The sequence below is a fragment of the Dyella sp. AtDHG13 genome (assembly GCF_003201105.1).
Classification (GTDB): domain Bacteria; phylum Pseudomonadota; class Gammaproteobacteria; order Xanthomonadales; family Rhodanobacteraceae; genus Dyella; species Dyella jiangningensis_B.
On record NZ_QICJ01000001.1, the window covers coordinates 127,043 to 152,871 of the forward strand.

Here is a 25,829-nt window from a genome sequence, read left to right on the forward strand (position 1 = left end):
TCTACCTATTCGCTATTCCCTATTCTCCATTCCCTGCTCTATTTATCCACCTTCAGCACGGCAAGGAAGGCCTCCTGCGGAATTTCCACGCGGCCCACCTGCTTCATGCGCTTCTTGCCTTCCTTCTGCTTCTCCAGCAGCTTCTTCTTTCGGCTGACGTCGCCGCCGTAGCACTTGGCCAGCACGTTCTTGCGCAAGGCCTTCACGGTCGAACGGGCCACGATCTGAGCGCCGATGGCCGCCTGGATCGCCACGTCGAACTGCTGGCGCGGAATCAGGTCCTTCATGCGCTCCACCAGGTCGCGACCGCGGCGCTCGGCATGGATGCGATGCACGATCAGGCTCAGCGCGTCCACGCGGTCGCCGTTGATCAGCACGTCCACGCGCACGAACGGGCCCGCCTCGAAACGCTCGAAGTGGTAGTCCATCGAGGCATAGCCGCGCGACACCGACTTCAGGCGATCGAAGAAATCGAGCACCACTTCGGCCAGCGGCATTTCATAGGTGATCTGCACCTGGGTGGCCAGGTACTGGATGGAGCGCTGCACGCCGCGCTTCTCTTCGCACAACGTGATGATGTTGCCGATGTAGTCGGGCGGCGTAAGGATGTTCGCCACGATGATCGGTTCGCGGATCTCGTTGATGAGGTTGGCCGCCGGCAGCTTGGCCGGGTTGTCCAGCATCATGATCGAGCCGTCGCTCTTCTCCACCTCGTACACCACGGTGGGTGCGGTGGTGATCAGGTCGAGGTCGTACTCGCGCTCCAGGCGCTCCTGCACGATCTCCATGTGCAGCATGCCGAGGAAGCCGCAGCGGAAGCCGAAGCCCATGGCCTCGGAGCTTTCGGGCTCGAAGAACAGCGCAGCGTCGTTGAGGCGCAGCTTGTCGAGCGCCTCGCGCAGCGCCGGATAATCGTCGGCGGAAACGGGGAACAGGCCCGCGAACACGCGCGGCTGCATGGTCTGGAAGCCCGACAGCGGCTTCTCGGCGGGCTTGCCGGCCAGGGTCAGCGTGTCGCCGACCGGTGCGCCATGCACGTCCTTGATCGAGGCGGTGATCCAGCCCACCTCGCCCGGCGAGAGCTTGTCGAGCTTCTTGCGCTTGGGCGTGAACACGCCCACTTCGCTGACCTCGTGCGCGCGGCCGGTGGACATCACCAGCAGCTTGTCGCCCGGCTTGATCTCGCCCTGCACCACGCGCACCAACGACACCACGCCGAGATAGTTGTCGAACCACGAGTCGATGATCAGCGCCTGCAGGCGATCGGTGTCGCCCACCTTCGGCGGCGGAATGCGCGCCACGATGGCCTCGAGCACTTCCACCACGTTCTGGCCGGTCTTGGCGCTGACGGCCACCGCGTCGGTGGCGTCGATGCCGATCACGGCCTCGATCTCGCCCTTCACCTTTTCCGGGTCGGCGGTCGGCAGGTCGATCTTGTTGAGGACGGGCACTACTTCCAGGCCCATTTCCACCGCCGTGTAGCAGTTGGCGACGGACTGCGCCTCCACGCCCTGCGCCGCATCGACCACTAGCAGCGCACCTTCGCACGCGGCCAGGGAGCGGCTGACCTCGTAGGAGAAGTCGACGTGGCCTGGGGTGTCGATGAAGTTGAGCTGGTAGGTCTTGCCGTCGCGCGCCTTGTACGGCAGCGACACGGACTGCGCCTTGATGGTGATGCCGCGCTCGCGCTCGATCGGATTGTTGTCGAGCACCTGCGCCTCCATCTCGCGCTCGGTCAGGCCTCCGCAGATCTGGATGATGCGGTCGGCAAGCGTGGACTTGCCGTGATCGATATGGGCGATGATGGAGAAGTTTCGGATCAGTTCCATGGAGCACGCTAGCGGCGTTCACTGCCCTGCGCGGCGCGCAGGCAGCGCATGACCGGGATGGTCACACGAACCCGGCATTATCGCATGGAACAGGGGGCCTCCGGGCACCCCGCATCGGGGCTCGCCTTCGGCAACACGCAGGGATCGGAACGCCCCGAGACCGGGGCGTCACACGACCCTCCCTGCATCCGTGACGACGGTAGCCCAAGCCCCCATCGTCACGGCCACCCGGCCGCGGAACGGCCGGGTCACGACGAGATCACGACCGACGGCGCTGCCATTCGCCGCCCATCGCCATCTCACTCGTCCTTGCCACCGGGCACGGTAAGCCCGATGAAGCCACTCTGATCGCCGTGGCGAACCAGCAGAAGCACGGTGTCACCGGGCTTGGCGTCCTTCGTGGCGTCCCGGAAGGCGGAAACGCTGCCCACCTTCTTCTGGTTGACCATGAGGATCACGTCGCCCGGCTGCAGCCCTGCCCGCGCCGCCGCGGAGCCGGTGACGTTGCCGATGCCCACGCCCTCGCCCGGCTTGAGGCCAAGCTGCTGGCGGGTATCGCTGTCCAGTTCCTGAACCGACAGGCCTAGCGCGCTGGCGCCCGTGCGGGCCGCCGGCTGGTCCGCATCGGCCGAGGCCATCACGGCGTTCTTGTCGCGCGGCATTTCGGCGACAGTCACCGGTATGTTCTCTTTCTTGCCGTCGCGCAGAATTTCCAGCGTGGCCTTGGTGCCCGGCGGTGTCTGGCCCACCAGCGGCGGCAGATCCGCGCTCGAATTGATGCTCTGGCCGTTGTAGGCAAGGATTACGTCGCCCGGGCGAATGCCGGCCTTCTCCGCCGCGCCGCCCTTGGTCACCTGGGTCACGGCGGCGCCATTGGCATTGTCGAGCTTGAGCGCCTTGACCATGTCATCCGTGACCTGCTGCACCATCACGCCGAGCTGGCCGCGCGAGACATAGCCCTTTTCCTTGATCTGCTTGACCACGTTCATGGCCACGTCGATCGGAATGGAAAACGCCACGCCCTGGTAACCGCCCGTGTTGGAGTAGATCTGCGAGTTGACGCCGACGACCCGGCCCTGCAGGTCGAACAGCGGGCCGCCGGAGTTGCCGCGGTTGATAGGCACGTCGGTCTGGATGAACGAGGTATACGGCTGGTCCTGGCTGCCCAGGTTCCGGCCCACCGCGCTCACGATGCCCTGCGTCACCGTGTAGTCGAAACCGAACGGCGAACCGATGGCGAGCACCCACTGGCCGGGCTTGAGCGTGCGCGAGTCGCCGACGGTGACGGACGGCAGGCCGCCCTTGGCGTCGACCTTCAACAGCGCGATGTCATACTGCGGATCGCTGCCCACCACCTTGGCGGTGAGCACGCGGCGATCCTGCAGGCGCACGGTCACCGTGTCAGCGCCGTCCACCACGTGCGTATTGGTAAGGACATAACCGTCCGGCGAAATGATGAAGCCGGAACCCAGCGAGGTGCGTGCCTGTTCTTCCGGGGAGGGCATCATCGGCATGCCGAAGAAACGGCGGAACATCTCCATCTGCGGGTCGTCGCTGTCGTCATCGCCCGGCGCCCCGGGCATGCCGCGCGGCGCCGAACGGCCCTTCGCCTGCTTCTTGCCGCTGTACTTGGCCTCCACGTGCACGACCGCGGGCGCGTTCTTCTGCACGATGCTGGTGAAATCAGGCAGCGAGGACATCGCAGGTGGCGCTGCCTGGGCCTGCACGCCGCCGGCCAGGGCCACACTCATGACAACAGCACAGGACAGCGTACGCAGAGCAAGTCGATTCATGCACGTCTCCTTCGTGTTTCAGGCACGCCGGACCCGTCCGCGCGACGGACAGGGCCGGTCAATCAAGTGGGAACGATCAGGCCGCGGCGATGGACACACGGCCGGCGATCATTGCGGGCCAGCAGCCTGGGCGGGCTGCTGCTGGTCCGGGTGAACCAGGATCAGGTAGCTGCCATCGCCATTGCTGGCCGCGGGATAGCGCGCCACCCGGTAGGGCGTCATGCTGTCGCGCGAGTACAGCAGCGTGCTGCCGCTGTCGCCCTCCAGCGTGGCCGAGGCCCGCTGGCTGATCTTGTAGGGCACCTCGGAGTAGACGTTCAACCCCGGCGGCGCCACGGCGGGCGACTCCGAACGCGTGGCCTGGGCCGTGCCGGTGTCCGTGGTCGTCGTCGGCACGGAGGCCATCTGCGGAGACAGGCGATCCGCCCCCTGCCCGGCCGGCTGCGCCACCATCAGGGCCGCCACGGCCACGCCAGCCGCGATGGCGCCACCGGCGGACCAATGCAGCCAGTGGCGGCGCTTGCCCTGCTGCACCACCGCGCCATCCTGCTCGATGGCCAGCATCACGCGGGCGGCAAAGCCCTCGGAAGCCAGCGGGGACAGCTCACGACGCAGGCCGTCCCGGGCCACGTGATAGCGCGACCAGGCCTGCTGGAGCGGCATGTCATGGTCGAGCCGCCGCAGCAGGAAGCGTAGTTCTTCCTTCGACAGCTCGCCGTCCATGCCGGCAGAAAGGTTTTCGCGTTGATTATCAGTCATGGGTTCTTGCCCTCGCGGTCCGACAGGAGTGGCCGCAATTTCTCATCGATAGCTTCGCGCGCCCGAAAAATACGTGAACGAACCGTACCGATCGGGCAACCCATCGCCTCGGCGATTTCCTCGTAGCTGAGGCCGTCCACTTCACGCAGGGTGATCGCGGTCCGCAATTCCTCAGGCAGCGCTTGGACAGTGGAAAACACCGTTTGTTCAATTTCCTGCCGCATGAGTTCGCGCTCAGGGGTGGCACTTTCCTGCATGCGGTCCGCGCCGGGCACGAAGGCGGCATCGTCGATGGCGATGTCGTCGGCGGGCGGACGGCGCCCCAGCGCCACCAGATGGTTCTTGGCCGTGTTCACGGCAATCTTGTACAGCCAGGTATAGAAAGCACTCTCGCCGCGGAAGGACGCAATGGCCCGCCAGGCGCGGATGAACGCTTCCTGTGCCACGTCCTCGCACTCGGCGTGGTTCTTCACATAGCGGGAAACCAGGCCGATGACCTTGTGCTGGTACTTGCGCACCAGCAGATCGAAGGCCCGCTTGTCCCCTTGTTGGACGCGCTCGACCAGCGCACTGTCCAGTTCGTTTTCGCCCATCCGGGCCATCTCCTTCGTCGATGCTGCCACGCGCCCCGGGACGCCTTGTGGATGGAAGCGGTCTGCTCAGACAAGAACCGATCGTGCTAGTTCAGCAAGCTTCGTCCCGGAACGACAAGTGCGCCGGTGGCGTCACCGATGGTGGAAACGCACGGGCGCGCCCACGGAGCACCCGTCGTGGCGAACAGGCCGCCGCCACCCCAGGGAGTGCGGCCCACGGGCGCATCAGGCGCCCTTCCGGGAAGTATGGGGGCCGGTGTGCCGCTTGCAAGTCAGGCGGCGGAATCGCCCACGCCGGCGAGCAGGCGCTGGCGCTCCAGCAGCAGCTTTTCGAAGGCCGGCTGCGGCAACGGACGGCAGAACAGATAGCCCTGCAATTCATCGCAGTGGTTGGCGCGCAGGAACTCCATGTGCTGCTCGGTTTCCACGCCCTCCGCCACCACGCCGCGCTTGAGGCGGTGCGCCATCTCGATGGTGGCGCGCACGATGGCCTCGTCATCGGGATCCACCCCGATGTTCCTGACGAAGCTCTGGTCGATCTTGATGCGGTCCGCAGGCAGCTTGCGCAGGTAGTCCAGCGATGCCGCGCCCGTGCCGAAATCGTCGATGGCGATGCGCACGCCCAGGCGATGCAGGCCCTGCAGGTTTTCCACCAGGTTGGGCGCCGCCTTGATGCTGATGCTCTCGGTGATTTCCATCTCCAGCAGGTTCGCTTCGAGCCCGCTTTCGTCCAGCGCCGCCGACACCACCTCCAGCAGGTTGGGCTGCATCAGCTGCACCGCCGACAGGTTCACGCCCAGACGCAACCCGAGTCCAAAGCGGCGCTCCCACTCCTGCGCATGACGGCAGGCCGCGCGCAGCACCCATTCGCCGATGGAAACAATCAGGCCGGTTTCTTCCGCCAACGGGATGAAGAAGCCGGGGCCAATGAAGCCGAGCTCCGGATGCTCCCAGCGCACCAGCGCCTCCATGCCGACGATGTCCTCGGTAACCGCGTCCACCTGCGGCTGGTAGAACACGCGCAGCTCGCCCTTGTGCTCGGCATGCCGCAGGCCGGACTTCAGCGCCAGGTTCTGCTGCTGCGACTGCTCCGCGCTGCCCTCGAAGATCTGATAGTTGTTGCGGCCCAGGCTCTTGGCCGCGTACATCGCCTCGTCGGCGTGCTTGAGCAGGGTGTCGGCGTCCGGCGCATCGTCCGGGAAGAAGCTCACGCCGATGGATGCGGTGACCTGCAGCTCGGTGCCGTCGTCGATGCGCAGCGGCGCGCCCATCACCTGCACGATCTTTTCGGCGATGCGCAGCACGTCCTCGTTCTTCACGATGTGGCGCAGGATCACCACGAACTCGTCGCCCGCATAGCGCGCCACCGTATCGGAAGCCCGCACCGTGCTGCGCAGGCGCTGCGTGGTGGTGAGCAGGACCTGGTCGCCTACCGCATGGCCCAGCGTGTCGTTGATGGTCTTGAAGCGGTCCAGATCCACGAACAGAAGCGCGAAGCACTCGCCGGTGCGATTGGCTTCGCGGATGACGGTGTCGAGGCGGTCGTTGAAAAGCAGGCGGTTCGGCAGGCCCGTCAGCGCATCGAGCAAGCCTTCGGCGCGCCCCTGTTCGCGGGTGTGCCGCAATTCGATGGCGTGCGCGAAGCGCGAGGCCGCCACGCGCAATACCGGCTGCACGATGGCCAACGACGGCAGCGGCTGTCGGGTGCCGATCAGCAAGGCGCCCAGCACGGTGCGCCGCTCGTCCTGCAGTGGCCAACCGGCAAAGCCGGCGAGCCCCAGCTGGGCGAGCAAGGGATCCATGGGTGCCAGACGCGCGGCATCGACCTGATGCAGCATCGCTTGTCCGGACAGCACCAGGCGCAGCGAACTCTGCAGGTGCGGCCCCGGCCACAGCTGCTCGTCGCCACGCCAGTACTGCACGAGCTGCACGGGCGCGCCGCCCTCGTCGGGCCGCGCGGACCATACGGCCAGATAGTCCAGCCCCATTTCCTCGTACAACAGGCGCGCGGCCTCGGCGATGCCCTCGTCGCCGCTGCCGGAAGCGAACATCCGCGCCAGCAGCGCCAGCGCCACTTCGGCGCGCACGCACGCACGGTCGCTGCGGAACATCAAGGCCACGGCGTCGCGGCCGGCGTGGCGCACGGCACGCGCGCTCACTTCGCCCGAGTCCGCTCCTCGCGAGGAGCGCCGACGCCCGGCGTGCCATTGGCGCGAACCTTCCGCGATCACATGCTCGACCGTGGTCTCGGCAAAAGCCAGCAGCTCCTTGATGGGACGACCGCGCAGCTCGTGGTCGCCCAGCCCGCTGTTGCGGGCGAGCGCGGGGCTGTAGTCGACCAGCCGCCCCCGGGCCGGGTCGACGATCAGCCATTCGGCGTCGACCTCGTCGAAGGCGAATCGGTAGTCGCCGTTGCGCGAGGCCGCGGCGTCATCGGCGACGTCGCCATGCGCCGCCACGCGCTGCATGCGTTGCCAGCGCGAGAGCAATTCGTGCTCGATCTGCGAGGCGTACAGCCAATCGGCGATGCCGGCCGGCAACACGTTGGGCTTGAGCACGGCGCCGTCATCGAGCACGGCGAGAACCGGGGCGCCCACGCAGGCGGGCAGACTACGCAACACCTCGATGCCCGCCATGGCTTCGCGGCCATCGCCTTCGAAAACCATGACGATCAGCGCCAGCGGCGACCGGCCTTCCAGCAGGATGCCCGCATGGGTGGCATCGCGCGCGGAATGCACGACGAAGTGTCCGTCTTGATCAAAGGTGTCGAACAGGGCCCGGCGGAGTTCCCGCTGCGCCGCAACGACCAGGATACCGGCAGGACTGGCCATGTCAGAGCATCCAGCGGCCGTCGCGCAGGCGGGGGCGCTGCGCGGGTTTGGGCTGGCAGCTCAGGCGCACCAGCACGTCGTTGAAACTGGCCACCAGCGACTCCGGAGGGTCCAGCAGCACCACCCGGCGCACGTGTCCCGTCGCGGCCCGCGCCAGCTGCCGCAGCAGCGTGGCGTCCGCCATGGGGAGCGGCAGCGGCAGGCGCTGCAGCAGATAGACGCCGAAGTGATTGCTCTGGAGCATGTAGCGCAATGCGATATTGAGTCGCTGCGACCCGGGCAGCGCGACGTGCTCTTCGCGCAGGTTGCCCAGGCCCAGTTCCGGATTCCACAGATACACAGCTTGCCCGCTGCGCCGGACCAGGGGCCGCAGTTGGCCAACCAAGCCGACCTCCTCGCCGCCATCGAGGGCAATCAGGTTGCCCCGAACCGCTAGGATGCGATCGAGGATCTCGGCGCCGGCCTGGGCGGGGCTGGCGGGGGTGGCGATGGACGTGTTCATGCGGGACTAAATTACGTGCTCAGGGGCGGTTCGCATAGCTCGAAACCAAGCCTCGCCGGAAACCGCTGCGCATTTCATGCGGCAGCGCACAGCTCGCGTTTTTATGGGCCGTTCATCCATGCCCGCGGGCGCCCGGAGCGTCTCGCAATCCTCGCTACGGGAGGGTATGGTGCAAGGCTTCATGGCCACCCTGTTTACCCCCATGTTCGAAGGATTGCGCTTCAATCATTGGAAGACGAGCCTGGATGACAGCGGCATCGTCACCCTGTCGCTCGACCGCGCGGGCAGCAACGTCAATGCCATCTCGCGCGAGGTGCTCGATGAACTGGGCCAGATCGTCGAGCGGCTCGCCATTGAGAAGCCGGCCGGTGTGTTGATCCATTCGGCCAAGCCGTTCGGTTTTGCCGTGGGCGCCGACATCAAGGAATTCGTCACCTACGCCCAGCAGGGCACGGTGCTGGAAAATATCGAGAACGGCCAGCGCGTGTACGAATCGCTGGCGCGTCTGCCCTGCCCCACGGTCGCGGCCATCCATGGCGCCTGCATGGGCGGCGGCACGGAACTGATCCTGGCCTGCCGCCAGCGCATCGCCGCGGACGACGACAAGACTCGTATCGGCCTGCCCGAGGTCATGCTGGGCATCCATCCCGGCTGGGGCGGCACCGCCCGTCTGCCGCGCCTCATCGGCGCCCCCGACGCGCTGCCCGTGATGCTCACGGGCAAGGCCCTGTCGGCCAAGCGCGCCCTGTCGCTGGGCGTGGTCGATCGCCTGGCTCCGCCGGCAGAGCTGCTGGCGGAGGCTCGCGCGCTGCTGCGCCGGCCGCATGCCCGTCCGTTCGCCCAGCGCGCGAAGGCCTGGGCCACCAACACGTGGCTGGCCCGCCAGATCCTCGCGCCCATGGTCATCAAGCAGACCGCCGCCAAGGTGCGCAAGGAGCACTATCCCGCGCCCTTTGCGCTGATAGATGTATGGAAGCGCGGCGGCGCCAGCATCCAGCAGCGGCTGAAGCTTGAGGCGCGCTCGGTCGCCAAGCTGGCGGAAACCTCCACCGCGCAGAACCTGATCCGCATCTTCTTCCTGCAGGAACGCCTGAAGGGACAAGGCAGCGGCATCGATCACGGCATCAAGCATGTGCACGTCGTGGGCGCCGGCGTGATGGGCGGCGACATCGCCGCCTGGGCCGCGTTCAAGGGCTTCGAGGTGACGCTGCAGGATCGCGAGATGAAGTTCATCCAGCCCGCGCTGGACCGCGCCCGCCAGCTCTACGAAAAAAAGCTCAAGACGGCCGACAAGGTCGAAGCCATCGTGCGTCGCCTGCGCGCGGACGTCGAAGGCAAGGGCGTCGCCACCGCCGATCTGGCCATCGAGGCGATCTTCGAGAACGCCGAGGCGAAGAAGTCGCTGTACGCCACCATCGAGCCACAGTTCCAATCCAATGAACTGCTCGCCACCAACACCTCGAGCATTCCACTGGATGAACTTCGCGTGGGCCTGAAGGCGCCCGAGCGCTTCCTCGGCCTGCACTTCTTCAATCCGGTCGCCCAGATGCCGCTGGTGGAAGTGGTTCGCCACGACCAGCTGGATGCCAATGCCGAGAAACGCGCCCTCGCGTTCTGCAAGGCCATCGGCAAGCTGCCGGTCGCCGTGAAGGGGACACCGGGTTTCCTGGTCAACCGCATCCTGATGCCTTACCTGCTCGAAGCCATGCGCCTCTACAGCGAAGGCGTGCCGGGTCCGGTGCTCGACAAGGAAGCGAAGAAGTTCGGCATGCCGATGGGGCCGATCGAGCTGGCCGATACCGTGGGCCTGGACGTGTGCGCCTCGGTCGGCAAGGAACTGGCGCCTTTTCTTGGCCTGGAACTGCCGCCGGGACTGGAGGACAAGCTCGCGGCCGGCAAGCGCGGCAAGAAGGACGGCCAGGGCATCTACGTGTGGCAGGACGGCAAGCCGCAGAAGCCGGAAGTCGACCCCGACTACGCCGTGCCCGCCGATCTGCAGGACCGCATGATCCTGCCCATGGTGAATGAGGCAGTCGCGTGTCTTGCCGACCAAGTGGTGGACGATGCAGAGCTGCTCGACGCCGGCGTGATCTTCGGTACCGGTTTTGCACCTTTCCGCGGCGGCCCGATCCAGTACGTGCGCAGCGAAGGCGCCACCGTCGTGAAGGGCAAACTGGAACGCCTCGCGCAACGCTATGGCGAACGCTTCGCACCCAAGAACGGCTGGGATCTGCCGACGCTGGCCAAGACCGGCTTCGACCTTCCGACCAACGAGACGCAGAGCGCCGATAGCGAGAGCTGATCACACGGCATCATCGCCACGCAAAAAGCCCGGCCTAGGCCGGGCTTTTTTTACGACTCAGGCCAGCGTGCTGGCTTCACCACATCAGGTCGTCAGGAACACCGTCCTCACCCACGCCGCTCTCGCTGCCCGGCTCCACCAGCAAGGCGACCTGATGGACATCGATGGCCTTGACCTGCTCGGCCAGCTCGCGCGTCACCACGAGATAACGCCCCTGCTGCTGGATCACCCCGAGCTCGCCGGCGTTGATCGCCTTGAGCTGGTCCGCATCGACGTGCACGCGACGAATCTTTCCGCCGTACTCGAAATGGCGGACGTGCTCGACGTCGGCCTTGTTCAAGGTCTTGCCTTCCAGCAGCTGCTGAATCTTCAGCTTGCGCTCGCGACGCAGGCGCGCTTCTTCTGCCGCCGCCTGCTCCGCACGCTTGCGCTCGTTGGCTTCGGCCTGCGCACGAATCGCGTAAGCCTTGGCCAGATCGATTTCTTCCTGGCTCTTGCCGCCCGCAGGCTTGCCGTGCGGCTTGTTGTGCTGTCCCGGCTTGCCTGCCTTGGACGGCGCGCCGCCATGGCGCGGCGGGAAGGGCTTGCTCCCTTGCGGCGGCGACGGACGCTTCTCTTCACGGACCTGTTTGACGATGCCGCTCTTGAGCAGCTGATCGCGCAGGGATTCGGCCATGGTTGAAACTCGCTTGCGTGGTACGGGAACGAAAAGTGCGTATCAATAATGCGGCGGCGGCGGCTCGCTGTGCGGATCATGCCCTTGCGAGGTGCGCAGCGCCGACAGCTCACTGCGCAACCCACGGATCAGATCCTCCAGCGCAGCCAGCCGCATCGACAACTCGGCATCGGCGGAAGCCAGGGCGTTCACCGTGTCGTCGACGAAAGTGAGCCTGACTTCCAGCTCGGTCAGGCGCTGCTGCAGGGAATCGTCCGCCATGTTCACTGCCTCAGGCTGCGGCCGCGACCGATACCGTAATACGCCAGCCCCGCCTCTTCCACTGCCGCGGGATCATACAGATTGCGGCCGTCGAACACCGCCGGCTCGGCGAGCATGTCGCGGATGCGCGCGAAATCCGGGCTGCGAAACGCCTTCCATTCGGTGACGATGGCGAGCACGTCCGCACCTTCGAGTGCCTGGTAGGCACTGTCGCAAAGGACGAGGTCAGCGCGATCGCCGTAGATGCGGTGCGTCTCATGGCGCGCCTCCGGATCAAAGGCCCGCACCTTGGCGCCCGCCTTCCACAGCGCTTCCATCAGGTTGCGGCTGGAGGCCTCGCGCATGTCATCGGTGTTCGGCTTGAAGGCCAAGCCCCACAGGGCGATGGTCTTGCCGGCGAGCTCGCCGTTGAAATGGCGCGAGATCAAATCGAACAACTTGGTCTTCTGGTCGTGGTTCACCGCTTCCACCGCACCGAGCAGGCGGGCCTGGTAGCCCACGCTGCGCGCGGTGCGCTCCAGCGCCTGCACGTCCTTGGGGAAGCACGAACCGCCATAGCCGGCACCGGGATAGATGAAGTGGTAGCCTATGCGTGGATCCGAACCGATGCCCTGCCGCACCAGCTCCACGTCCGCGCCCACGTGCTCGGCGATGTTGGCGATTTCGTTCATGAAGCTGATCTTGGTGGCCAGCATCGCGTTGGCCGCGTACTTGGTCAGCTCGGCGGAACGCTCGTCCATCACCACGGTGCGGTCGTGGTTGCGGTTGAACGGCGCATACAGCTTGCGCAGCACGCCGATGGCGCGCTCGCTGGAGCTGCCGATGATGATGCGGTCAGGGCGCAGGCAATCCTCCACCGCGTCGCCTTCCTTCAGGAATTCCGGATTGGACACCACGTCGAACTCGACGCTCACGCCACGGCGGGCAAGCTCGCCGGCGATGGCTTCGCGCACGCGATCGGCAGTGCCCACCGGCACGGTCGACTTGTTCACCACCACCGTGTAGCGGTCCATGTGCTGGCCGATGGTGCGGGCCACGCCAAGCACGTACTTGAGATCGGCGCTGCCGTCCTCGTCCGGCGGAGTGCCCACGGCAATGAAGACCACCTGCCCGTGGGCAATGGCCGGCGCAGGGTCGGTCGTGAAGTCCAGCTGCCCACTGGCGTGGTTGCGCTTGACGATGGGCTCCAGGCCCGGCTCGTAGATCGGGATATCGCCCTGCTTCAGGCGCTCTACCTTGGCCGCATCGATGTCGACGCAGACCACGTGGTTGCCCATCTCGGCCAGACAGGCGCCGGTGACCAGACCCACATAGCCGGTACCGAAGATAGTGACCTTCATTGTCGTGCAAGCTCCCAGAGGCAAGACAGCGATTCTAACAGGGCGGGCATAAGCCCAAGCTAAGAGAACTCCGCTCTTGGCGCCGCAGGCAACGCCCCAAAAAGCACAGGGCGCGAATCGCTTCGCGCCCTGCCTTTAGCCTTGGAGAGCTGTGCTACGCGATTACTTCGCGCCGCCAGCCTGCTCGCCAGCCGGGGTCGGACCGGTCTTGACCAGGGTGACGTCGAAGATGATCGTCGCGTTCGGCGGGAAGCCGTTCTGCGGCTGCGCACCGTAGGCGATGTTCGACGGGATGAAGAACTTGTAGTGGCCGCCGACCTGCATCAGCTGCATGCCTTCGCGGAAGCCCGGGATCACGCCGGCGAGCGGGATGGAAGCCGCGCCGCCGCCCTCGTGCTTGGACGAATCGTCAAAGGTTTCGCCGTTGACGAAGGTGCCGACGTAGTTCACCTGCACCGTGTCGTTCGGACCCGGGCGGGCGCCGGTACCCTGGCTGATCACCTGGTACTGCAGGCCCGAAGCGGTGGTCTTCACGCCCGGTGCGGTCTTGTTCTTGGCGAGGAAGGCGTCGCCTTCGGCCTTGTTCTTGGCGGCGACCTGGGTGTACTCGGCCTTGGCCTTGGCCTGCAGATTGGCGACGAACGCGTCACGGACCTGCTTGGCTTCGGCTTCGCTCATGGTCGGCTTCTGGCCCGACAGCGCGGACTGCAGCGCGCGAGCTACGGTGGCCGGGTCCACTTCCTCGCGGACCAGCGGCGGCAGCGAGCTGGCCAGATCCCAGCCGACCACGTAGCTGGCCTTGGTCTTGTCGACCGCAGCCGGAGCGGCCGTAGCGGGGGCGGCGGACTTCGCAGCCTGTGCGTGCACGCCAGCGGTCATGCCCAGAGCAACAGCGAGCGCGGCCGCCGTCAGCGTGGGACGCAGAAAATGCTTCATGTGGAACTCCCTCGTATTTGGATGTGCCGGCGCTACCGGACTCAAAGCCCCCCCGATGGAGGCAGGCCCCGCATTGTGCGGTGCTTACAGAGTCTTGGCAACGATGCGGGGCCTGTGACCGTCAGTCGTGATTAAAAGTTCACGATTTGGCCTGGAAGCGCGGCTTTTTACGAATTCTGCACACCTGGTCGGGTACCACACCGAGATGACAATTCAGGCATGCCCGTCATCAGAACGTCCTGGTTTCTCAAGCGTATCGCGCAATGCCGCCTGCAGACGGGCGTGAACCTGCACCAGACCGCGCCACAGCAGCCACGCCAGCAGGAGCAGTACGAGCACCAGCACCACGGCGACTTCGCGCGGCGGCAGGATGGTCGAGGCCAGCGCCGCCACCAGCAGCCCCAGCACCCACATCGCCGCCAGCGGGATGAAACGCGCCAGCACGCCGCGGATGCGCATGTTGTAGGCGCCGCCGATGCGCTCGGGGATGCTCAGTTCCGCCAGCAGCATGCCCAGCGCCGACGCCTTGCGGTACGCCGCCACGATCATCGGCAATGAGATCAGGGCGGCGATGGACCACGCCAGGCTGCGTTTCACCTGCGGGCTGTCCGCCAGGAAATCCCAGTGGAAGAAGCCGCGGCGATACAGGTAGGACATGATCAGGAACGCGGCGACCACCAGCATCATGTTGATGATCACGTGCCAGACGAGACGGCGGATCATCTTCGCCACCATGGCGCCCTGCCCGCTCAGACTCAGGTTGCCCATCCAGTCAGTGTAGGCGCGCAGGACACCAGTCAGGCCAGCGGGCAGGCGCCGCGCGAGCACGTTCGCCAGCGGATCGGAAGCACGGATGAGGTATGGCGTCAGGAACGTCGTGATGGCCGACACCGCCACCGCCACGGGATAGAGAAAGCTGCTGGTGACCTTCAGCGTGAGGCCCAGCGAGGCGATGACGAACGAAAACTCACCGATCTGTGCCAGCCCCATGCCCACGCGCAATGACGTGCGTCCGTCGTTACCGGCAATGAAGGTGCCGAAGCTGCACGTGATCACCTTGCCCAGCACCACCACGATGGTGACCACCAGGATCGGCAGCCAATACAGCTTGAGCATGGCCGGGTCGATCAGCATGCCGATGGCGACAAAGAAGATGGCGCTGAACATGTCGCGCACCGGGCCGATGATGCGCTCGATCCGCATCACGCTCTGCGACTCCCCCACGATGGCGCCGATCATGAAGGCGCCCAGCGCCACGCTGTAGCCCATCTCGGTCACCAGCAGGCAAAAACCGAAGCACAGGCCCAGCACGGCGACCAGCAGCACATCGTCCCGGCTCACGCGCGCGATGTAGTCGACCACGCGTGGCACCAGCAGCAGGCCGACCACCAGCGACACCGCCATGAAGAGCGTCAGCCGCCCCACCGCCGCGGCCGCCTCGCCAGCCTCCAGGCCACCGGTGCTGGCGATACCCGTCAGCAGCGCCATCAGCACGATGGCGATCACGTCCTCGATGATGAGGATGCCGAACATCAGCTGCGCGAAGCGCTCGCGCTTGAGGTTCAAGCCGTCCAGCGCCTTCATGATGATGGTCGTCGACGACATGGAAAGCATGGCGCCGAGGAACAGCGCATCCATCGGCGTCCAGCCGAAGAAGCGCCCTATCTCGTAGCCGAGCCACACCATCAAGACGATTTCGCAGACCGCCGCGACCAGCGCCGCGCCGCCGACCTCGCGCAGCTTTTTCAGGCTGAATTCCAGCCCCAGCGCGAACAGCAGCAGGATCATGCCCAGCTCGGACAGCGTGCGGATGGTCTGCTCGTCGTGGATGAAAACCACAGGAAACGTGTAAGGCCCGACCAGCACGCCGGCGATGATGTATCCGAGTACGACCGGCTGACGCAGCCGCTGGAAGATCACCGTCGTCAGGCCCGCGATCAACATGACGGTCGCGAGATCCTGGATGAAGTGCAGATCGTGCATCAGCGAAATCCGTAGGAGCGTCTCGCAAGACTAACAATCAGGCGTGCGATGCACAGCCCTGCGCGACGCCGCTGATCATTTACTCGCCACATGCGCGCATCCGCGCGCCAAGGCCGCCGCGCCCGACCTCACGTAACTATCTGTTGTGATTCATTCGTGAAAAAAAGTTGAAAGAAATTCACAACGAGCGCTTGACGAAATCGCAAACCCTATCTATTCTTTCGGGCTTCCAGAGGCACTTCGGGGCCATAGCTCAGCTGGGAGAGCGCCTGCATGGCATGCAGGAGGTCGGCGGTTCGATCCCGCCTGGCTCCACCAAATTTAGATACGTCCCCATCGTCTAGAGGCCTAGGACATCACCCTTTCACGGTGGCGACCGGGGTTCGAATCCCCGTGGGGACGCCACTCTAACGCCAAACCGGGTTCCGGCGAAGCGGCCTTGAGTGGACATGGATGTAGTCTGGTTTGGTAGAAGTACTGGAAGTTGTAAACGTGTGGAGCGGTAGTTCAGTCGGTTAGAATGCTGGCCTGTCACGCCGGAGGTCGCGGGTTCGAGTCCCGTCCGCTCCGCCACTTACGAAGGACCCGCCTATGGCGGGTTTTTTGTTGCCTGAAGAAAAGCAACCAGCCAACCCACCCGGGCAACATCCTGGTCTAGAGCGGCTCGCCCATCGGCCCTCGCAGCGCCTCGTCCGGCGACTGGTGATCTTCCAGCCGCTCCAGCGTTCCCTTGGAATGCCCCTGCTCCGCCAGGTATTCCAGCCAGCGCGAAAGAAACCCGTTCATGCGCAACCGGTGCTGCAGCACGGTGTGGGCCGGCGGAAACGGGCCCAGCACCTGCCACAGATGGCGCCCCGGATGGCAATGCAGGGCCTCGGCCACGTGCGCGTCGGTGTACATGCGCAACTGTGCCGATGGCGAGGGCTGCCCCGTATGCGCGTCGACGAAGTTGTAGGTGAGTTCCAGCTCCAGCGTGTACGGGTGCCGCTCCTGCACCTGCAGCCGCACGTCCAATCCGTCGTCGACGCTGGACACGTAGAACCCCGGCCCCAGCTCCTGCGGAACGAACAGCCGGGTCAAGCGATGGTAGTTCTCCGCATAAAGCCCCATCAGGAAGCCGAAGCGTCCCGGCAACAAGGCTTGGCGGCTGTCCAGTACGGCACTCATGGGCGGCACTCGCTCCTTCAGAACATGGTCCGCTCGATTCCGAAGCGGTCGAAGATCTTGCTCGCAATCTCCTCGATGGAGACGTGCGTGGTGTTGAGGCTGGGAATGCTTTCGCGGCGCATCAGCTTCTCGGCCTGCGCCAGCTCCCAGCGGCATTGCTCCAGCGTGGCATAACGGCTGCCCGCGCGCCGCTGTTCGCGGATCTGCGCCAGCCGTTGCGGGTCGATGGTGAGACCGAACAGCCGATCCTTGTAGGGGCGCAGTCGCGCCGGCAGTTCGAGTTTGTCCAGGTCGTCGTCGGTCAGGGGGTAATTGGCGGCGCTCACCCCGTAATGCAAGGCCATGTAGAGACAGGTCGGCGTCTTGCCGGAGCGGGACACACCCACCAGGATCAGGTCCGCCTGCGCATAGTCCACGTCGATGCCGTCGTCGTGGGACAAGGCATAGTTGGTGGCGTTGATGCGCGCCTCGTACTTGTCGAAATCCACCAGGCCGTGCGAGCGGTTCACCGCGCCGGAGCGCTTGGCGCCGAGTTCCTCTTCCAGCGGCCCGATAAAGGGCGCGAACACGTCCAGCATCAGCGCCCCGCTCTCCGCCACGATCTCGCACAGGGCGCGCGAGGCCATGGTGTTGACCACGATGGGGCGCTCGCCAGTCTGCGCGTAGCGGGTCTTGATGCGCAGGGCCGCGGCCTCGGCTTTCTGGGCGTCATCGATGAAAGGCAGGCGGTGCTTGTCGAACTGCACGCCCTCAAACTGCGCCAGAATGCTGTTCCCGATTGTCTCGGCGGTAATACCAGTGGAATCGGAGATATAGAAAACGGTTCGCTGCATGGGTACTCCAAAGTCCCTGTGGGTTCTTGCCTGACACCTTAGCTCAAGGTGAAAAGCCTGTCTTTGCTTGACTCACGGCTGACTGGTATGCAGTTGGCGCGGGTTTTCGCCCGAATGGTCTTCTTGTGCTACGCACCATCGGCAGCGGACAATACCAGTTCTTTGTAGCCCGTTTTCTTGAAGAAACCGGGACACACCTGTTTCCGAAACCTAAGAGCTCTCGAGGAGACTCCCTTGAACGACCTGGTGCTTTGGCTCGACACGCTGCGCATGACCGACCTGGGCAAGGTCGGCGGCAAGAATGCGTCGCTCGGCGAGATGATCGGCAATCTCGCCAAACTCGGCGTGTCGGTGCCCGGTGGCTTCGCGACCACCGCTGACGCGTTCCAGCAGTACCTCGACAAGAGCGGTGTGGCCAAGCGCATCCAGCAGCGCCTCGCCTCGCTGGATGTGGACGACGTAAGCGCCCTCACCACCGCCGGCAAGGAAATCCGCGAGTGGGTCACCGAGACCCCGCTACCGGCCGACCTGGACCAAGCCATCCGCGACGCCTACGCCAAGCTCTGCAAGGACGCCGGCGCCGAGAACATCGCCGTGGCCGTGCGCTCCTCCGCCACCGCGGAAGACCTGCCGGATGCCTCCTTCGCGGGCCAGCAGGAAACCTTCCTCAACGTGGTCGGCATCGAGGACGTGCTGCACAAGGTGAAGGAAGTCTTCGCCTCGCTGTACAACGACCGCGCCATCGCCTACCGCGTGCACCAGGGCTTCAAGCACGAGGACGTGTTCCTCTCCGCCGGCGTGCAGCTGATGGTGCGCTCCGACGTGGGCGCATCCGGCGTGCTGTTCACGCTGGACACCGAGTCGGGCTTCCGCGACGTGGTGTTCGTCACCGGCTCCTACGGCCTGGGCGAAATGGTCGTGCAGGGCGCGGTGAATCCCGACGAGTTCTACGTGTTCAAGCCCACGCTGAAGGCCGGCAAGCCGGCCGTGCTGCGCCGCAGCCTCGGCGCCAAGCAGCAGCGCATGGTGTATTCCAGCGCGCCCGGCGAGCGCGTGAAGATCGAGGAGACGCCCGCCGAACTGCGCAACCGCTTCTGCATCACCGACGAAGACGTGCAGGAACTGGCCAAGCAGGCGCTGATCATCGAGCAGCATTACGGCCGCCCGATGGACATCGAATGGGCGAAGGACGGCAACACCGGCAAGCTCTACATCGTGCAGGCCCGTCCGGAGACGGTGAAGTCGCGCGCGCACGCCACGCAGCTGGAGCGCTTCCATCTCAACGAAAAGGGCAAGGTGCTGGCCGAGGGTCGCGCCATCGGCCAGAAGATCGGCGCCGGCAAGGCCCGCGTGATCCGTTCGCTGGCCGACATGAACAAGGTGCAGGCCGGCGACGTGCTGATCGCCGACATGACCGACCCCGACTGGGAGCCGGTGATGAAGCGCGCCGCCGCCATTGTCACCAACCGCGGCGGCCGCACCTGCCACGCCGCCATCATCGCCCGTGAGCTGGGCGTGCCGGCCGTGGTCGGCACGGGCAACGCGCTGGACACCATTCCGGACGGCGCGGAAGTCACCGTGTCCTGCGCCGAGGGCGACACCGGCATGATCTACGAAGGCCAGCTCAAGTTCGACCGCGTGACCGCCGACCTCGGCGACATGCCGGAAGCGCCGCTCAAGATCATGATGAACGTGGCCAACCCCGAGCGCGCCTTCGACTTCGGCATGCTGCCGAACGCCGGCATCGGCCTGGCCCGCCTGGAAATGATCATCGCCAGCCACATCGGCGTGCACCCGAAGGCACTGCTGGAATACGGCAAGCAGGATGCCGAGACCAAGCGCAAGATCGACGAGCGCATGGCCGGCTATGCCGACCCGGTGTCGTTCTACGTCGACCGCCTGGCGGAAGGCATCGCCACCATCGCCGCCTCGGTCTACCCCAAGCCGGTGATCGTGCGCCTGTCCGACTTCAAGTCCAACGAGTACGCCGGCCTCATCGGCGGCTCGCGCTACGAGCCGCATGAAGAAAACCCGATGATCGGCTACCGCGGCGCCAGCCGCTACGTCGATCCGGGCTTCGCCGAGTCGTTCGGCCTGGAGTGCAAGGCCGTCAAGCGCGTGCGCGAAGTGATGGGCCTGGACAACGTGTGGGTGATGATCCCGTTCGTGCGCACGCTCGGCGAAGGCCGCAAGGTCATCGACGTGCTGGGCAAGAACGGCCTCAAGCAGGGCGAGCACGGCCTGAAGGTCATCATGATGTGCGAAGTGCCGAGCAATGCCCTGCTCGCCGACGAGTTCCTGGAGATCTTCGACGGTTTCTCCATCGGCTCCAACGACCTGACCCAGCTCACCCTGGGCCTGGACCGCGACTCCAGCATCGTGGCCAACCTGTTCGACGAACGCGACCCGGCGGTGAAGAAGCTGCTCGCGCTCGCCATCAAGACGGCCCGCGAGAAGGGCAAGTACGTCGGCATCTGCGGCCAGGGCCCGTCCGATCATCCGGACCTGGCGGAATGGCTGATGGATCAGGGTATCGAGTCCGTGTCGCTCAACCCGGATACGGTGGTGGATACCTGGCTGCGCCTGGCCAAGCGCAAGGCGGCCTGAGTCGCTCCAGCAGCAGCGTGTGATCCCAAAAGGGCGGTGGCGACACCGCCCTTTTTCTTGCCCGGCGATCGCGATAGCGACATAGCCCTTTTGTCGCCCAGGCGATCAAGGCACGCAGGGACGCCCGCTGGTATCGAACGTGCTGTCGTCGGAAACAATCCGTCCCTGCTCCACGGTGAGAAACGTGGATATGGGCAAACGCAGCGGCTTTCCTGTTGCCTGGCTTCTTGCCACAAAACGCACGGCCACCTGATTTCCCTGAACGACCACCTGCTCGATGTCGTCGCGTATATCGGGAAAGGCAGCGAACAATTCGCGATAGGTCCGCATCACCTCCGCCCGCCCTGCTCTTGGGCTACAGAAGTCCGACGACGACAACCGCGCATCGCTGGCGTAGAGGCCTGCCATGGCCCCGGCGTCGTGACGGTTGAAGGCATCGAACATCGCCCGCACGACGGACTCGGGCGAGGTCGGCACATCGGCCATCGCGCCCATGGCGAGGCCCAACAGCATGGCAGTTGACGGATTCATGAAGCCTCCGCGGCACATTGGGGAGTACCCGCAGTCTCCCTGTGCCTCACCGCCGGCGCGTTTCACGACTTGCTCTTTTCGCCTCAGCGAAACTTTGCGATACGCGCAGGGTCCACTTTCATCATCGACCTACGGGAGCACGCCATGCGACGACTCACCAGGCTGTTGGCGAACAACAGGGGCTTCCTCACCTTCATGCTCTGCATGTTCATGTTCCGCAGCGCGGTGGCTGACTGGAATGTCGTCCCAACCGGCTCCATGCAGCCGACCATCGAGATCGGCGACCGCATCCTGGTCGACAAGGCGGCCTACGACGTCCGCCTGCCCTTCACCCACGTCTCGCTACTGCACCGCGCCGACCCGCAGCACGGCGACATCGTGGTGCTGGATTCGAAGGCCGCTGGCGAGCGCCTGGTCAAACGCGTCATCGGCGTGCCGGGCGATCAGATCGCCCTGGTGCAGAACCACCTGTACGTGAACGGCAAGGCCGCCGGCTATCGCCCCATCCAGGTCAGCGGCATTCGTGCCGACCGAGAAGACCCGGCCCTCTACGCCATCGAAGACACCGGCGCCGTGCAGCATGCGGTCCGCTGGTCCCTCGCCACCCGCGACCACACCAACGACTTCGGCCCCGTGACCGTGCCCGCCGGCCACTACCTGCTGCTTGGCGACGACCGCGACCACAGTGCCGATTCACGCTATTTCGGCTTCTTCCCCCGCAACGAGATCACCGGCCGCGCCACGCGGGTCGCCCTATCCCTCGACCCCGGCAACCACTACCTGCCCCGCGCGGACCGCTGGGGCGCCGCCTTGCATTAGCTCCACCGGCATCCGCGACAAAAATCACCCGCCCCCATTGCCAGCACCCCTCGCACCACATAGAATTACCGGCTCGCGTGGACCACACGCACCATCTTGGAGAGGTGGCAGAGTGGTCGAATGTACCTGACTCGAAATCAGGCGTACGTGTAAGCGTACCGTGGGTTCGAATCCCACCCTCTCCGCCAGAAAAGCAAAACGCCCCCACGTGGGGCGTTTTGCTTTTCTGGCGGAGAGGGTGGGTGAGAGCCCACGCGGGTTCGACAAATTTGCAGGAGCAAATTTGGACAGCCGAAGGCTGGCCCCGCAGCGCGCAAGCGCGGAGGGGTCGGGTCCAAGGATGGACCCGACAATCCCACCCGTCACGGCGCCAGCACCCCGCCTTTCCCGTGTTTTATTTCAAACCAAACCCTATTCTTCTTTACGCATTCATCCCCTATCCGTCATGCTCGCATCGCGTCGCCACACCAGGCATCCCATGATCGAGTTTGGACACGGAACCCACGTCGGTTTGCGCCGTACGCGCAATGAAGACACCTACTACGCCGATGCCTCGCTCGGCCTGTTCCTCGTTGCCGATGGCATGGGCGGGCACCAGCACGGCGAAGTGGCTGCCGCGCTCGTTCGCGATGCCGTGGCCGACCTCGTCACCCGCGGACACAGCCTCGTCGAGGCTGTGCGCGCGGCGGACGAGCGGCTGATCCAGCACAGCCGCGGCTTTCGCGATGCGCGCCCGATGGGCACGACCATCGCAGCGCTGCGCCTGCACGCGGACAGTTACGAAGTGGTATGGGTTGGCGACAGCCGCGTGTATCTCTGGCAAAAAACACTGCGCCAGGTGAGCCACGACCATTCGCTCGTGCAGGAACTGGTGGAAGCAGGCACGCTCGACCCGGCGCAGGCTGCACGCCATCCGCACCGCAATGTCATTACCCAGGCCCTGGGCATCACCGCCGCGGAGCAGTTGCACATCGGCATGGCGCGCGGAAAGCTCGAGCACGGTATGCGCTTCCTGCTCTGCAGCGATGGGCTCACCGAAGAAGTCGGCGATGCGTCCATTGCGAGCATCGTGTCGCGGCAGGATCTTTCCGCGCAGGAAAGCGCCGAGCATCTGCTGCTCGCCGCACTTGATGGCGGCGGCAGCGACAACGTCACGGTGATCCTGGCCCGGATCAACTGAGCCGGGCCATCGCTTCAGTGCACGGCGGGCGCCTCTTCGCGGCGCCACACGCAAATACCACCCGCACTCTTGTCCAAGGCGTCGAGTCGTTTTTCGTGCGCCGCCGTTTCGTCGGCATCGGCGCGCAGCACGCGCGGACGACGATCAAGCACCACCGGCGCAAGCGTCACGGCAACGCCCTTCTCCTGCGCGCCCTCAAAACCAAGATCGAGCACGACCTGGCCGGACGTCATCGCGATATAGACGTCCGCCAGCAGCTGCGCGTCAATCAGGCCGCCGTGCAGGTCGCGCGCGGAGTTGTCGACGCCCAGGCGCTTGCACAGCGCGTCCAGGCTGTTGCGCTGGCCGGGATAGCGCTCGCGCGCCATCGCCAGCGTGTCCAGCACGCTGCAGCGATCTTCCAGTCGACCGAACGACTCACCCAAGCGGGCCAGCTCGGCGTTGATGAAGCCCACGTCGAACGTGGCGTTGTGGATGATCAGTTCCGCGCCATCGATAAAGGCGAGGAACTCCTCCACCACGTCCGCAAAGCGCGGCTTGTCCAGCAGAAACTCGTCCTCGATGCCCGTGACCTGGCGCGCGCCTTCGTCGATGGCCCGGTCCGGGTTGAGGTAGGTCTGATAGTGACGCCCGGTGGGACGACGCTCGATCATCTCCACGCATGCGATTTCGATCAGGCGATGGCCCTGACGGACTTCGAGACCCGTGGTCTCGGTATCCAGCACGATCTGCCTCATGCCTTGCTCCTGAATTGCTCGGCCTGCTCGCGCGCCGCCACGTCCACACGCTCGTTTTCCACGTGGCCGTTGTGGCCACGCACCCAATGCCAGCGCACCTGATGCGTTTGCGTGGCGCTGGACAGGCGCTCCCACAGGTCCTGGTTCTTTACCGGCTTCTTGTCCGCCGTTTTCCAGCCATTGGCGCGCCACTTGGGCACCCACTGCTCGATGCCCTGCATGACGTACTTCGAATCGGTGGTCAACGCCACCTTGCAGGGGCGCGTCAGCGCTTCCAGCGCGGCGATGGCGGCCATCAGTTCCATCCGATTATTGGTAGTGGCCGGCTCACCGCCTGAGAGCATGCGCTCGCCGCCCTTCGCACGCAGCAAAGCTGCCCAACCACCCGGCCCAGGATTGCCCAGGCAGGCGCCATCGGTAAAAGCTTCCACTTCAGTCATCGTCACCATCAACAATTCAAAAAATCAGGATGCCGCATTGCGTCGGGCACCCGGCGCCAGGCTCACGTTGACCGTGGCTGGCAGGGCCTTGGGCTTGAGACGGATGGGCGTGGCCATCCGGCGCCGCTTGCGCGCGATCAGCAGATAACCGCCGCCGAAGGCATGCGTGGCATCGATGCCGGCATGGCTGCTGGGCCACAGTCGACCGACGCGTTCGATGCGCTCGATATCCAGCTCGCGCCTGCGTACCCAGCGCTCCAGCAGGAGCGGCGAATGCATGGTCGGCGAATGGCCGCGCGTGCGCCACATCATCCATGGCAGCCACGCGCTGAGCGGATGCAGGCCGGTCAGCGCCAGGACGCCGCCCGGCGCCAGTACGCGCGAGGCTTCTTCCAACATGTCCTGCGGCGTGGCCGATACTTCCAGGGCGTGGCGCAGGAGCACCAGGTCAAACGCGTCGTCGATAAAAGGAAGCGGCTCGTCCACCCGGGCCTTCACGTCGCCGTCGTACTGCCTGGCGGCCACGCTGAGACGCGTCCAATTGCCCAGCAAGGGCAGTACCGGAGGCGTATCGTTGGCCGCCGCACTGATCAGGAGAGCATGAGGCCCGCTGCAGCGCTGCAGCCCCGGGGCAAGGGCCACGGTCTCCTCGGCCAGCAGGTTGCGCAACGGGGCGCTGCTGTAGATGTCTTGGTCACGCTGAGACATGGAGGGCCGACCGGTCGTCATGATGCCGACAGTGTAACGGGAGGTCGCCTACAACGTATCCTGGTCCGCAGCTCGGTGTTGGCCGACACCTCAAGTCTGAATATCCCTACAGCCGATTAACGTCTCAATAACGAGTGAGGTCCGCCAGCGGCTTATAGTCAGCCACTTCGCGCAAGCCAGGGAGAGGGCCTGCGTCAGTCGATACGAAACCCTGGAGGACGACTCCTTGCACGTCGTACCGTTACCGGCGCTTGCCGACAACTACATCTGGTTGCTGCACGACGAGGAAGGCCATGCCATCGTCGTCGATCCCGGCGAGGCGCAGCCCGTCGAGGAAGCGCTTGCACAGCGCCAGCTTCAGCTGCGCGCGATCCTGCTGACGCACCATCACCACGACCATATCGGCGGCGTGGACGCACTGCTGTCCCGCCACGGCGTGCCGGTCTATGCACCGCACGACGAACGGATCAGCAAGGCCACCTATCGCGTGGGCGACGGTGACGTGGTGAAGCTGGCGACACCGGCCGCCACCTTCGACGTCATGGCCGTGCCCGGGCACACGACCACGCACATCGCTTATGCCGGCGAAGGCGTCCTGCTCTGCGGCGACACGCTTTTCAGCATGGGCTGCGGGCGACTGTTCGAAGGCACGCCTGCGCAGATGCTGGCATCGCTCGACCGCCTGGCATCGTTGCCGAGCCATACGCTGGTGTGCTGCGCGCACGAATACACCGCTGCCAACGGCCGCTTCGCGCAGACCATCGAACCTGCCAACGCATCGCTCGCCGCGCGCCTGCAGGAAGTGGCCGCGCTACGCGCTAACAACAAGCCCAGCCTGCCCGTGGCGCTTTTCGTGGAGCAGGCCACCAATCCGTTTCTGCGTACCGACAGCGACGAGGTCATTGCGTGGAGTCGGCAGCAAGGAGCAGACGGCGATCGCGTGTCGCGCTTCGCCGCCCTGCGGGCCAGCAAGGACGTGTTCACCGGATGAAAACCACTCGC

22 protein-coding genes and 4 tRNA genes are annotated in these 25,829 nt (G+C 65.3%); 9 read left to right on the plus strand and 17 right to left on the minus strand.

The features are described from left to right. Window positions 1-38: 38 nt before the first annotated feature. From lepA to BDW41_RS00590, 6 genes are all read right to left on the minus strand, one after another. Entirely contained in the window at window positions 39-1,829 is a 1,791-nt protein-coding gene (lepA, locus tag BDW41_RS00565) for a translation elongation factor 4 (RefSeq protein ID WP_074547558.1), read from the minus strand. 299 nt (window positions 1,830-2,128) lie between these two features. Further along, entirely contained in the window at window positions 2,129-3,622 is a 1,494-nt protein-coding gene (locus tag BDW41_RS00570) for a DegQ family serine endoprotease (protein WP_074547557.1), read from the minus strand. Between the two features lie 108 nt (window positions 3,623-3,730). Beyond that, on the minus strand, window positions 3,731-4,381 hold the full coding sequence (locus BDW41_RS00575; protein ID WP_074547556.1) for a sigma-E factor negative regulatory protein: 651 nt from the start codon (window positions 4,379-4,381) through the stop codon (window positions 3,731-3,733). Beyond that, window positions 4,378-4,974, minus strand: coding sequence for an RNA polymerase sigma factor RpoE (rpoE, locus tag BDW41_RS00580; protein ID WP_074547555.1), 597 nt, complete (start codon window positions 4,972-4,974; stop codon window positions 4,378-4,380). Before rpoE ends, BDW41_RS00575 begins: the two co-directional genes overlap by 4 nt. A gap of 272 nt (window positions 4,975-5,246) precedes the next feature. After that, the gene (locus BDW41_RS00585; protein WP_074547554.1) at window positions 5,247-7,805 is read right to left on the minus strand and encodes a bifunctional diguanylate cyclase/phosphodiesterase; all 2,559 of its coding nucleotides are present in this window, start codon (window positions 7,803-7,805) and stop codon (window positions 5,247-5,249) included. A gap of 1 nt (window position 7,806) precedes the next feature. Then, window positions 7,807-8,307 (minus strand): hypothetical protein, encoded by a 501-nt coding sequence (locus tag BDW41_RS00590; RefSeq protein ID WP_074547553.1) that lies wholly within the window; start codon window positions 8,305-8,307, stop codon window positions 7,807-7,809. Between the two features lie 202 nt (window positions 8,308-8,509). Here BDW41_RS00590 and BDW41_RS00595 point away from each other — a divergent pair, with 202 nt between their 5' ends. Beyond that, window positions 8,510-10,609 (plus strand): 3-hydroxyacyl-CoA dehydrogenase NAD-binding domain-containing protein, encoded by a 2,100-nt coding sequence (locus tag BDW41_RS00595; protein ID WP_074547676.1) that lies wholly within the window; start codon window positions 8,510-8,512, stop codon window positions 10,607-10,609. 76 nt (window positions 10,610-10,685) lie between these two features. On the opposite strand, the gene BDW41_RS00600 is transcribed toward BDW41_RS00595, so the two are convergent. The 5 genes from BDW41_RS00600 to BDW41_RS00620 form a co-directional block, all read right to left on the minus strand. Beyond that, entirely contained in the window at window positions 10,686-11,285 is a 600-nt protein-coding gene (locus BDW41_RS00600; RefSeq protein WP_074547552.1) for a DUF2058 family protein, read from the minus strand. Between the two features lie 42 nt (window positions 11,286-11,327). Beyond that, window positions 11,328-11,546 (minus strand): SlyX family protein, encoded by a 219-nt coding sequence (locus BDW41_RS00605; protein ID WP_199535243.1) that lies wholly within the window; start codon window positions 11,544-11,546, stop codon window positions 11,328-11,330. A 2-nt stretch (window positions 11,547-11,548) separates the two neighbouring features. Beyond that, window positions 11,549-12,886 (minus strand): UDP-glucose/GDP-mannose dehydrogenase family protein, encoded by a 1,338-nt coding sequence (locus tag BDW41_RS00610; RefSeq protein WP_074547550.1) that lies wholly within the window; start codon window positions 12,884-12,886, stop codon window positions 11,549-11,551. A 162-nt stretch (window positions 12,887-13,048) separates the two neighbouring features. Next, window positions 13,049-13,822 (minus strand): FKBP-type peptidyl-prolyl cis-trans isomerase, encoded by a 774-nt coding sequence (locus tag BDW41_RS00615; protein WP_074547549.1) that lies wholly within the window; start codon window positions 13,820-13,822, stop codon window positions 13,049-13,051. Between the two features lie 213 nt (window positions 13,823-14,035). Next, on the minus strand, window positions 14,036-15,805 hold the full coding sequence (locus BDW41_RS00620; protein ID WP_074547548.1) for a cation:proton antiporter: 1,770 nt from the start codon (window positions 15,803-15,805) through the stop codon (window positions 14,036-14,038). Between the two features lie 242 nt (window positions 15,806-16,047). On the opposite strand from BDW41_RS00620, the gene BDW41_RS00625 reads away from it, so the two are divergent. From BDW41_RS00625 to BDW41_RS00635, 3 genes are all read left to right on the plus strand, one after another. Beyond that, window positions 16,048-16,123, plus strand: a tRNA-Ala gene (locus tag BDW41_RS00625). A gap of 11 nt (window positions 16,124-16,134) precedes the next feature. Continuing rightward, window positions 16,135-16,210 (plus strand) — tRNA-Glu (locus BDW41_RS00630). A gap of 91 nt (window positions 16,211-16,301) precedes the next feature. After that, window positions 16,302-16,378: transfer RNA gene (locus BDW41_RS00635), tRNA-Asp, on the plus strand. An 81-nt stretch (window positions 16,379-16,459) separates the two neighbouring features. Here BDW41_RS00635 and BDW41_RS00640 read toward each other — a convergent pair. Together BDW41_RS00640 and BDW41_RS00645 are read right to left on the minus strand one after the other, a co-directional pair. After that, window positions 16,460-16,972, minus strand: a complete 513-nt coding sequence (locus BDW41_RS00640; protein WP_074547547.1) for a DUF1249 domain-containing protein — start codon at window positions 16,970-16,972, stop codon at window positions 16,460-16,462. A 17-nt stretch (window positions 16,973-16,989) separates the two neighbouring features. Further along, window positions 16,990-17,805, minus strand: a complete 816-nt coding sequence (locus BDW41_RS00645; RefSeq protein WP_074547546.1) for a pyruvate, water dikinase regulatory protein — start codon at window positions 17,803-17,805, stop codon at window positions 16,990-16,992. Window positions 17,806-18,039: 234 nt separating this feature from the next. Here BDW41_RS00645 and ppsA point away from each other — a divergent pair, with 234 nt between their 5' ends. After that, window positions 18,040-20,412: a phosphoenolpyruvate synthase gene (gene ppsA, locus BDW41_RS00650; RefSeq protein ID WP_074547545.1), complete on the plus strand. Its 2,373-nt coding sequence runs from the start codon at window positions 18,040-18,042 to the stop codon at window positions 20,410-20,412. 105 nt (window positions 20,413-20,517) lie between these two features. Here ppsA and BDW41_RS00655 read toward each other — a convergent pair whose 3' ends face one another. Beyond that, window positions 20,518-20,943: a nuclear transport factor 2 family protein gene (locus BDW41_RS00655; protein WP_158536958.1), complete on the minus strand. Its 426-nt coding sequence runs from the start codon at window positions 20,941-20,943 to the stop codon at window positions 20,518-20,520. A gap of 144 nt (window positions 20,944-21,087) precedes the next feature. Between BDW41_RS00655 and lepB the strand changes: the two genes are divergently transcribed. From lepB to BDW41_RS00670, 3 genes are all read left to right on the plus strand, one after another. After that, window positions 21,088-21,762 (plus strand): signal peptidase I, encoded by a 675-nt coding sequence (lepB, locus tag BDW41_RS00660; protein ID WP_074547543.1) that lies wholly within the window; start codon window positions 21,088-21,090, stop codon window positions 21,760-21,762. Window positions 21,763-21,860: 98 nt separating this feature from the next. Next, a tRNA-Ser gene (locus BDW41_RS00665) sits at window positions 21,861-21,950 on the plus strand. A 290-nt stretch (window positions 21,951-22,240) separates the two neighbouring features. Then, entirely contained in the window at window positions 22,241-22,942 is a 702-nt protein-coding gene (locus BDW41_RS00670; protein ID WP_074547542.1) for a protein phosphatase 2C domain-containing protein, read from the plus strand. Between the two features lie 14 nt (window positions 22,943-22,956). Here BDW41_RS00670 and dnaQ read toward each other — a convergent pair whose 3' ends face one another. Genes dnaQ through BDW41_RS00685 form a run of 3 tightly spaced genes read right to left on the minus strand, consistent with a single transcriptional unit; the run spans window position 22,957 to window position 24,827 of the window. Beyond that, window positions 22,957-23,679, minus strand: coding sequence for a DNA polymerase III subunit epsilon (gene dnaQ / locus BDW41_RS00675; protein ID WP_074547541.1), 723 nt, complete (start codon window positions 23,677-23,679; stop codon window positions 22,957-22,959). Further along, a complete protein-coding gene (gene rnhA / locus BDW41_RS00680) occupies window positions 23,676-24,119 on the minus strand; it encodes a ribonuclease HI (RefSeq protein WP_074547675.1) in 444 nt (147 codons plus the stop codon). The genes dnaQ and rnhA overlap by 4 nt, the downstream gene beginning before the upstream one ends. A 24-nt stretch (window positions 24,120-24,143) precedes the next feature. Then, window positions 24,144-24,827: a methyltransferase domain-containing protein gene (locus BDW41_RS00685; protein WP_074547540.1), complete on the minus strand. Its 684-nt coding sequence runs from the start codon at window positions 24,825-24,827 to the stop codon at window positions 24,144-24,146. 226 nt (window positions 24,828-25,053) lie between these two features. Here BDW41_RS00685 and gloB point away from each other — a divergent pair, with 226 nt between their 5' ends. Beyond that, the gene (gene gloB / locus BDW41_RS00690; protein ID WP_074547539.1) at window positions 25,054-25,818 is read left to right on the plus strand and encodes a hydroxyacylglutathione hydrolase; all 765 of its coding nucleotides are present in this window, start codon (window positions 25,054-25,056) and stop codon (window positions 25,816-25,818) included. Window positions 25,819-25,829: the final 11 nt, after the last annotated feature.

What these genes read in the sequence shown, in the direction of transcription:
- lepA (WP_074547558.1), bottom strand. Translation starts at nt 1,829, where the DNA reads ATGGAACTGATCCGAAACTTCTCCATCATCGCCCATATCGATCACGGC.
- BDW41_RS00570 (WP_074547557.1), bottom strand. Translation starts at nt 3,622, where the DNA reads ATGAATCGACTTGCTCTGCGTACGCTGTCCTGTGCTGTTGTCATGAGT.
- BDW41_RS00575 (WP_074547556.1), bottom strand. Translation starts at nt 4,381, where the DNA reads ATGACTGATAATCAACGCGAAAACCTTTCTGCCGGCATGGACGGCGAG.
- rpoE (WP_074547555.1), bottom strand. Translation starts at nt 4,974, where the DNA reads ATGGGCGAAAACGAACTGGACAGTGCGCTGGTCGAGCGCGTCCAACAA.
- BDW41_RS00585 (WP_074547554.1), bottom strand. Translation starts at nt 7,805, where the DNA reads ATGGCCAGTCCTGCCGGTATCCTGGTCGTTGCGGCGCAGCGGGAACTC.
- BDW41_RS00590 (WP_074547553.1), bottom strand. Translation starts at nt 8,307, where the DNA reads ATGAACACGTCCATCGCCACCCCCGCCAGCCCCGCCCAGGCCGGCGCC.
- BDW41_RS00595 (WP_074547676.1), top strand. Translation starts at nt 8,510, where the DNA reads ATGTTCGAAGGATTGCGCTTCAATCATTGGAAGACGAGCCTGGATGAC.
- BDW41_RS00600 (WP_074547552.1), bottom strand. Translation starts at nt 11,285, where the DNA reads ATGGCCGAATCCCTGCGCGATCAGCTGCTCAAGAGCGGCATCGTCAAA.
- BDW41_RS00605 (WP_199535243.1), bottom strand. Translation starts at nt 11,546, where the DNA reads ATGGCGGACGATTCCCTGCAGCAGCGCCTGACCGAGCTGGAAGTCAGG.
- BDW41_RS00610 (WP_074547550.1), bottom strand. Translation starts at nt 12,886, where the DNA reads ATGAAGGTCACTATCTTCGGTACCGGCTATGTGGGTCTGGTCACCGGC.
- BDW41_RS00615 (WP_074547549.1), bottom strand. Translation starts at nt 13,822, where the DNA reads ATGAAGCATTTTCTGCGTCCCACGCTGACGGCGGCCGCGCTCGCTGTT.
- BDW41_RS00620 (WP_074547548.1), bottom strand. Translation starts at nt 15,805, where the DNA reads ATGCACGATCTGCACTTCATCCAGGATCTCGCGACCGTCATGTTGATC.
- BDW41_RS00640 (WP_074547547.1), bottom strand. Translation starts at nt 16,972, where the DNA reads ATGAGTGCCGTACTGGACAGCCGCCAAGCCTTGTTGCCGGGACGCTTC.
- BDW41_RS00645 (WP_074547546.1), bottom strand. Translation starts at nt 17,805, where the DNA reads ATGCAGCGAACCGTTTTCTATATCTCCGATTCCACTGGTATTACCGCC.
- BDW41_RS00655 (WP_158536958.1), bottom strand. Translation starts at nt 20,943, where the DNA reads ATGAATCCGTCAACTGCCATGCTGTTGGGCCTCGCCATGGGCGCGATG.
- lepB (WP_074547543.1), top strand. Translation starts at nt 21,088, where the DNA reads ATGCGACGACTCACCAGGCTGTTGGCGAACAACAGGGGCTTCCTCACC.
- BDW41_RS00670 (WP_074547542.1), top strand. Translation starts at nt 22,241, where the DNA reads ATGATCGAGTTTGGACACGGAACCCACGTCGGTTTGCGCCGTACGCGC.
- dnaQ (WP_074547541.1), bottom strand. Translation starts at nt 23,679, where the DNA reads ATGAGGCAGATCGTGCTGGATACCGAGACCACGGGTCTCGAAGTCCGT.
- rnhA (WP_074547675.1), bottom strand. Translation starts at nt 24,119, where the DNA reads ATGACTGAAGTGGAAGCTTTTACCGATGGCGCCTGCCTGGGCAATCCT.
- BDW41_RS00685 (WP_074547540.1), bottom strand. Translation starts at nt 24,827, where the DNA reads ATGTCTCAGCGTGACCAAGACATCTACAGCAGCGCCCCGTTGCGCAAC.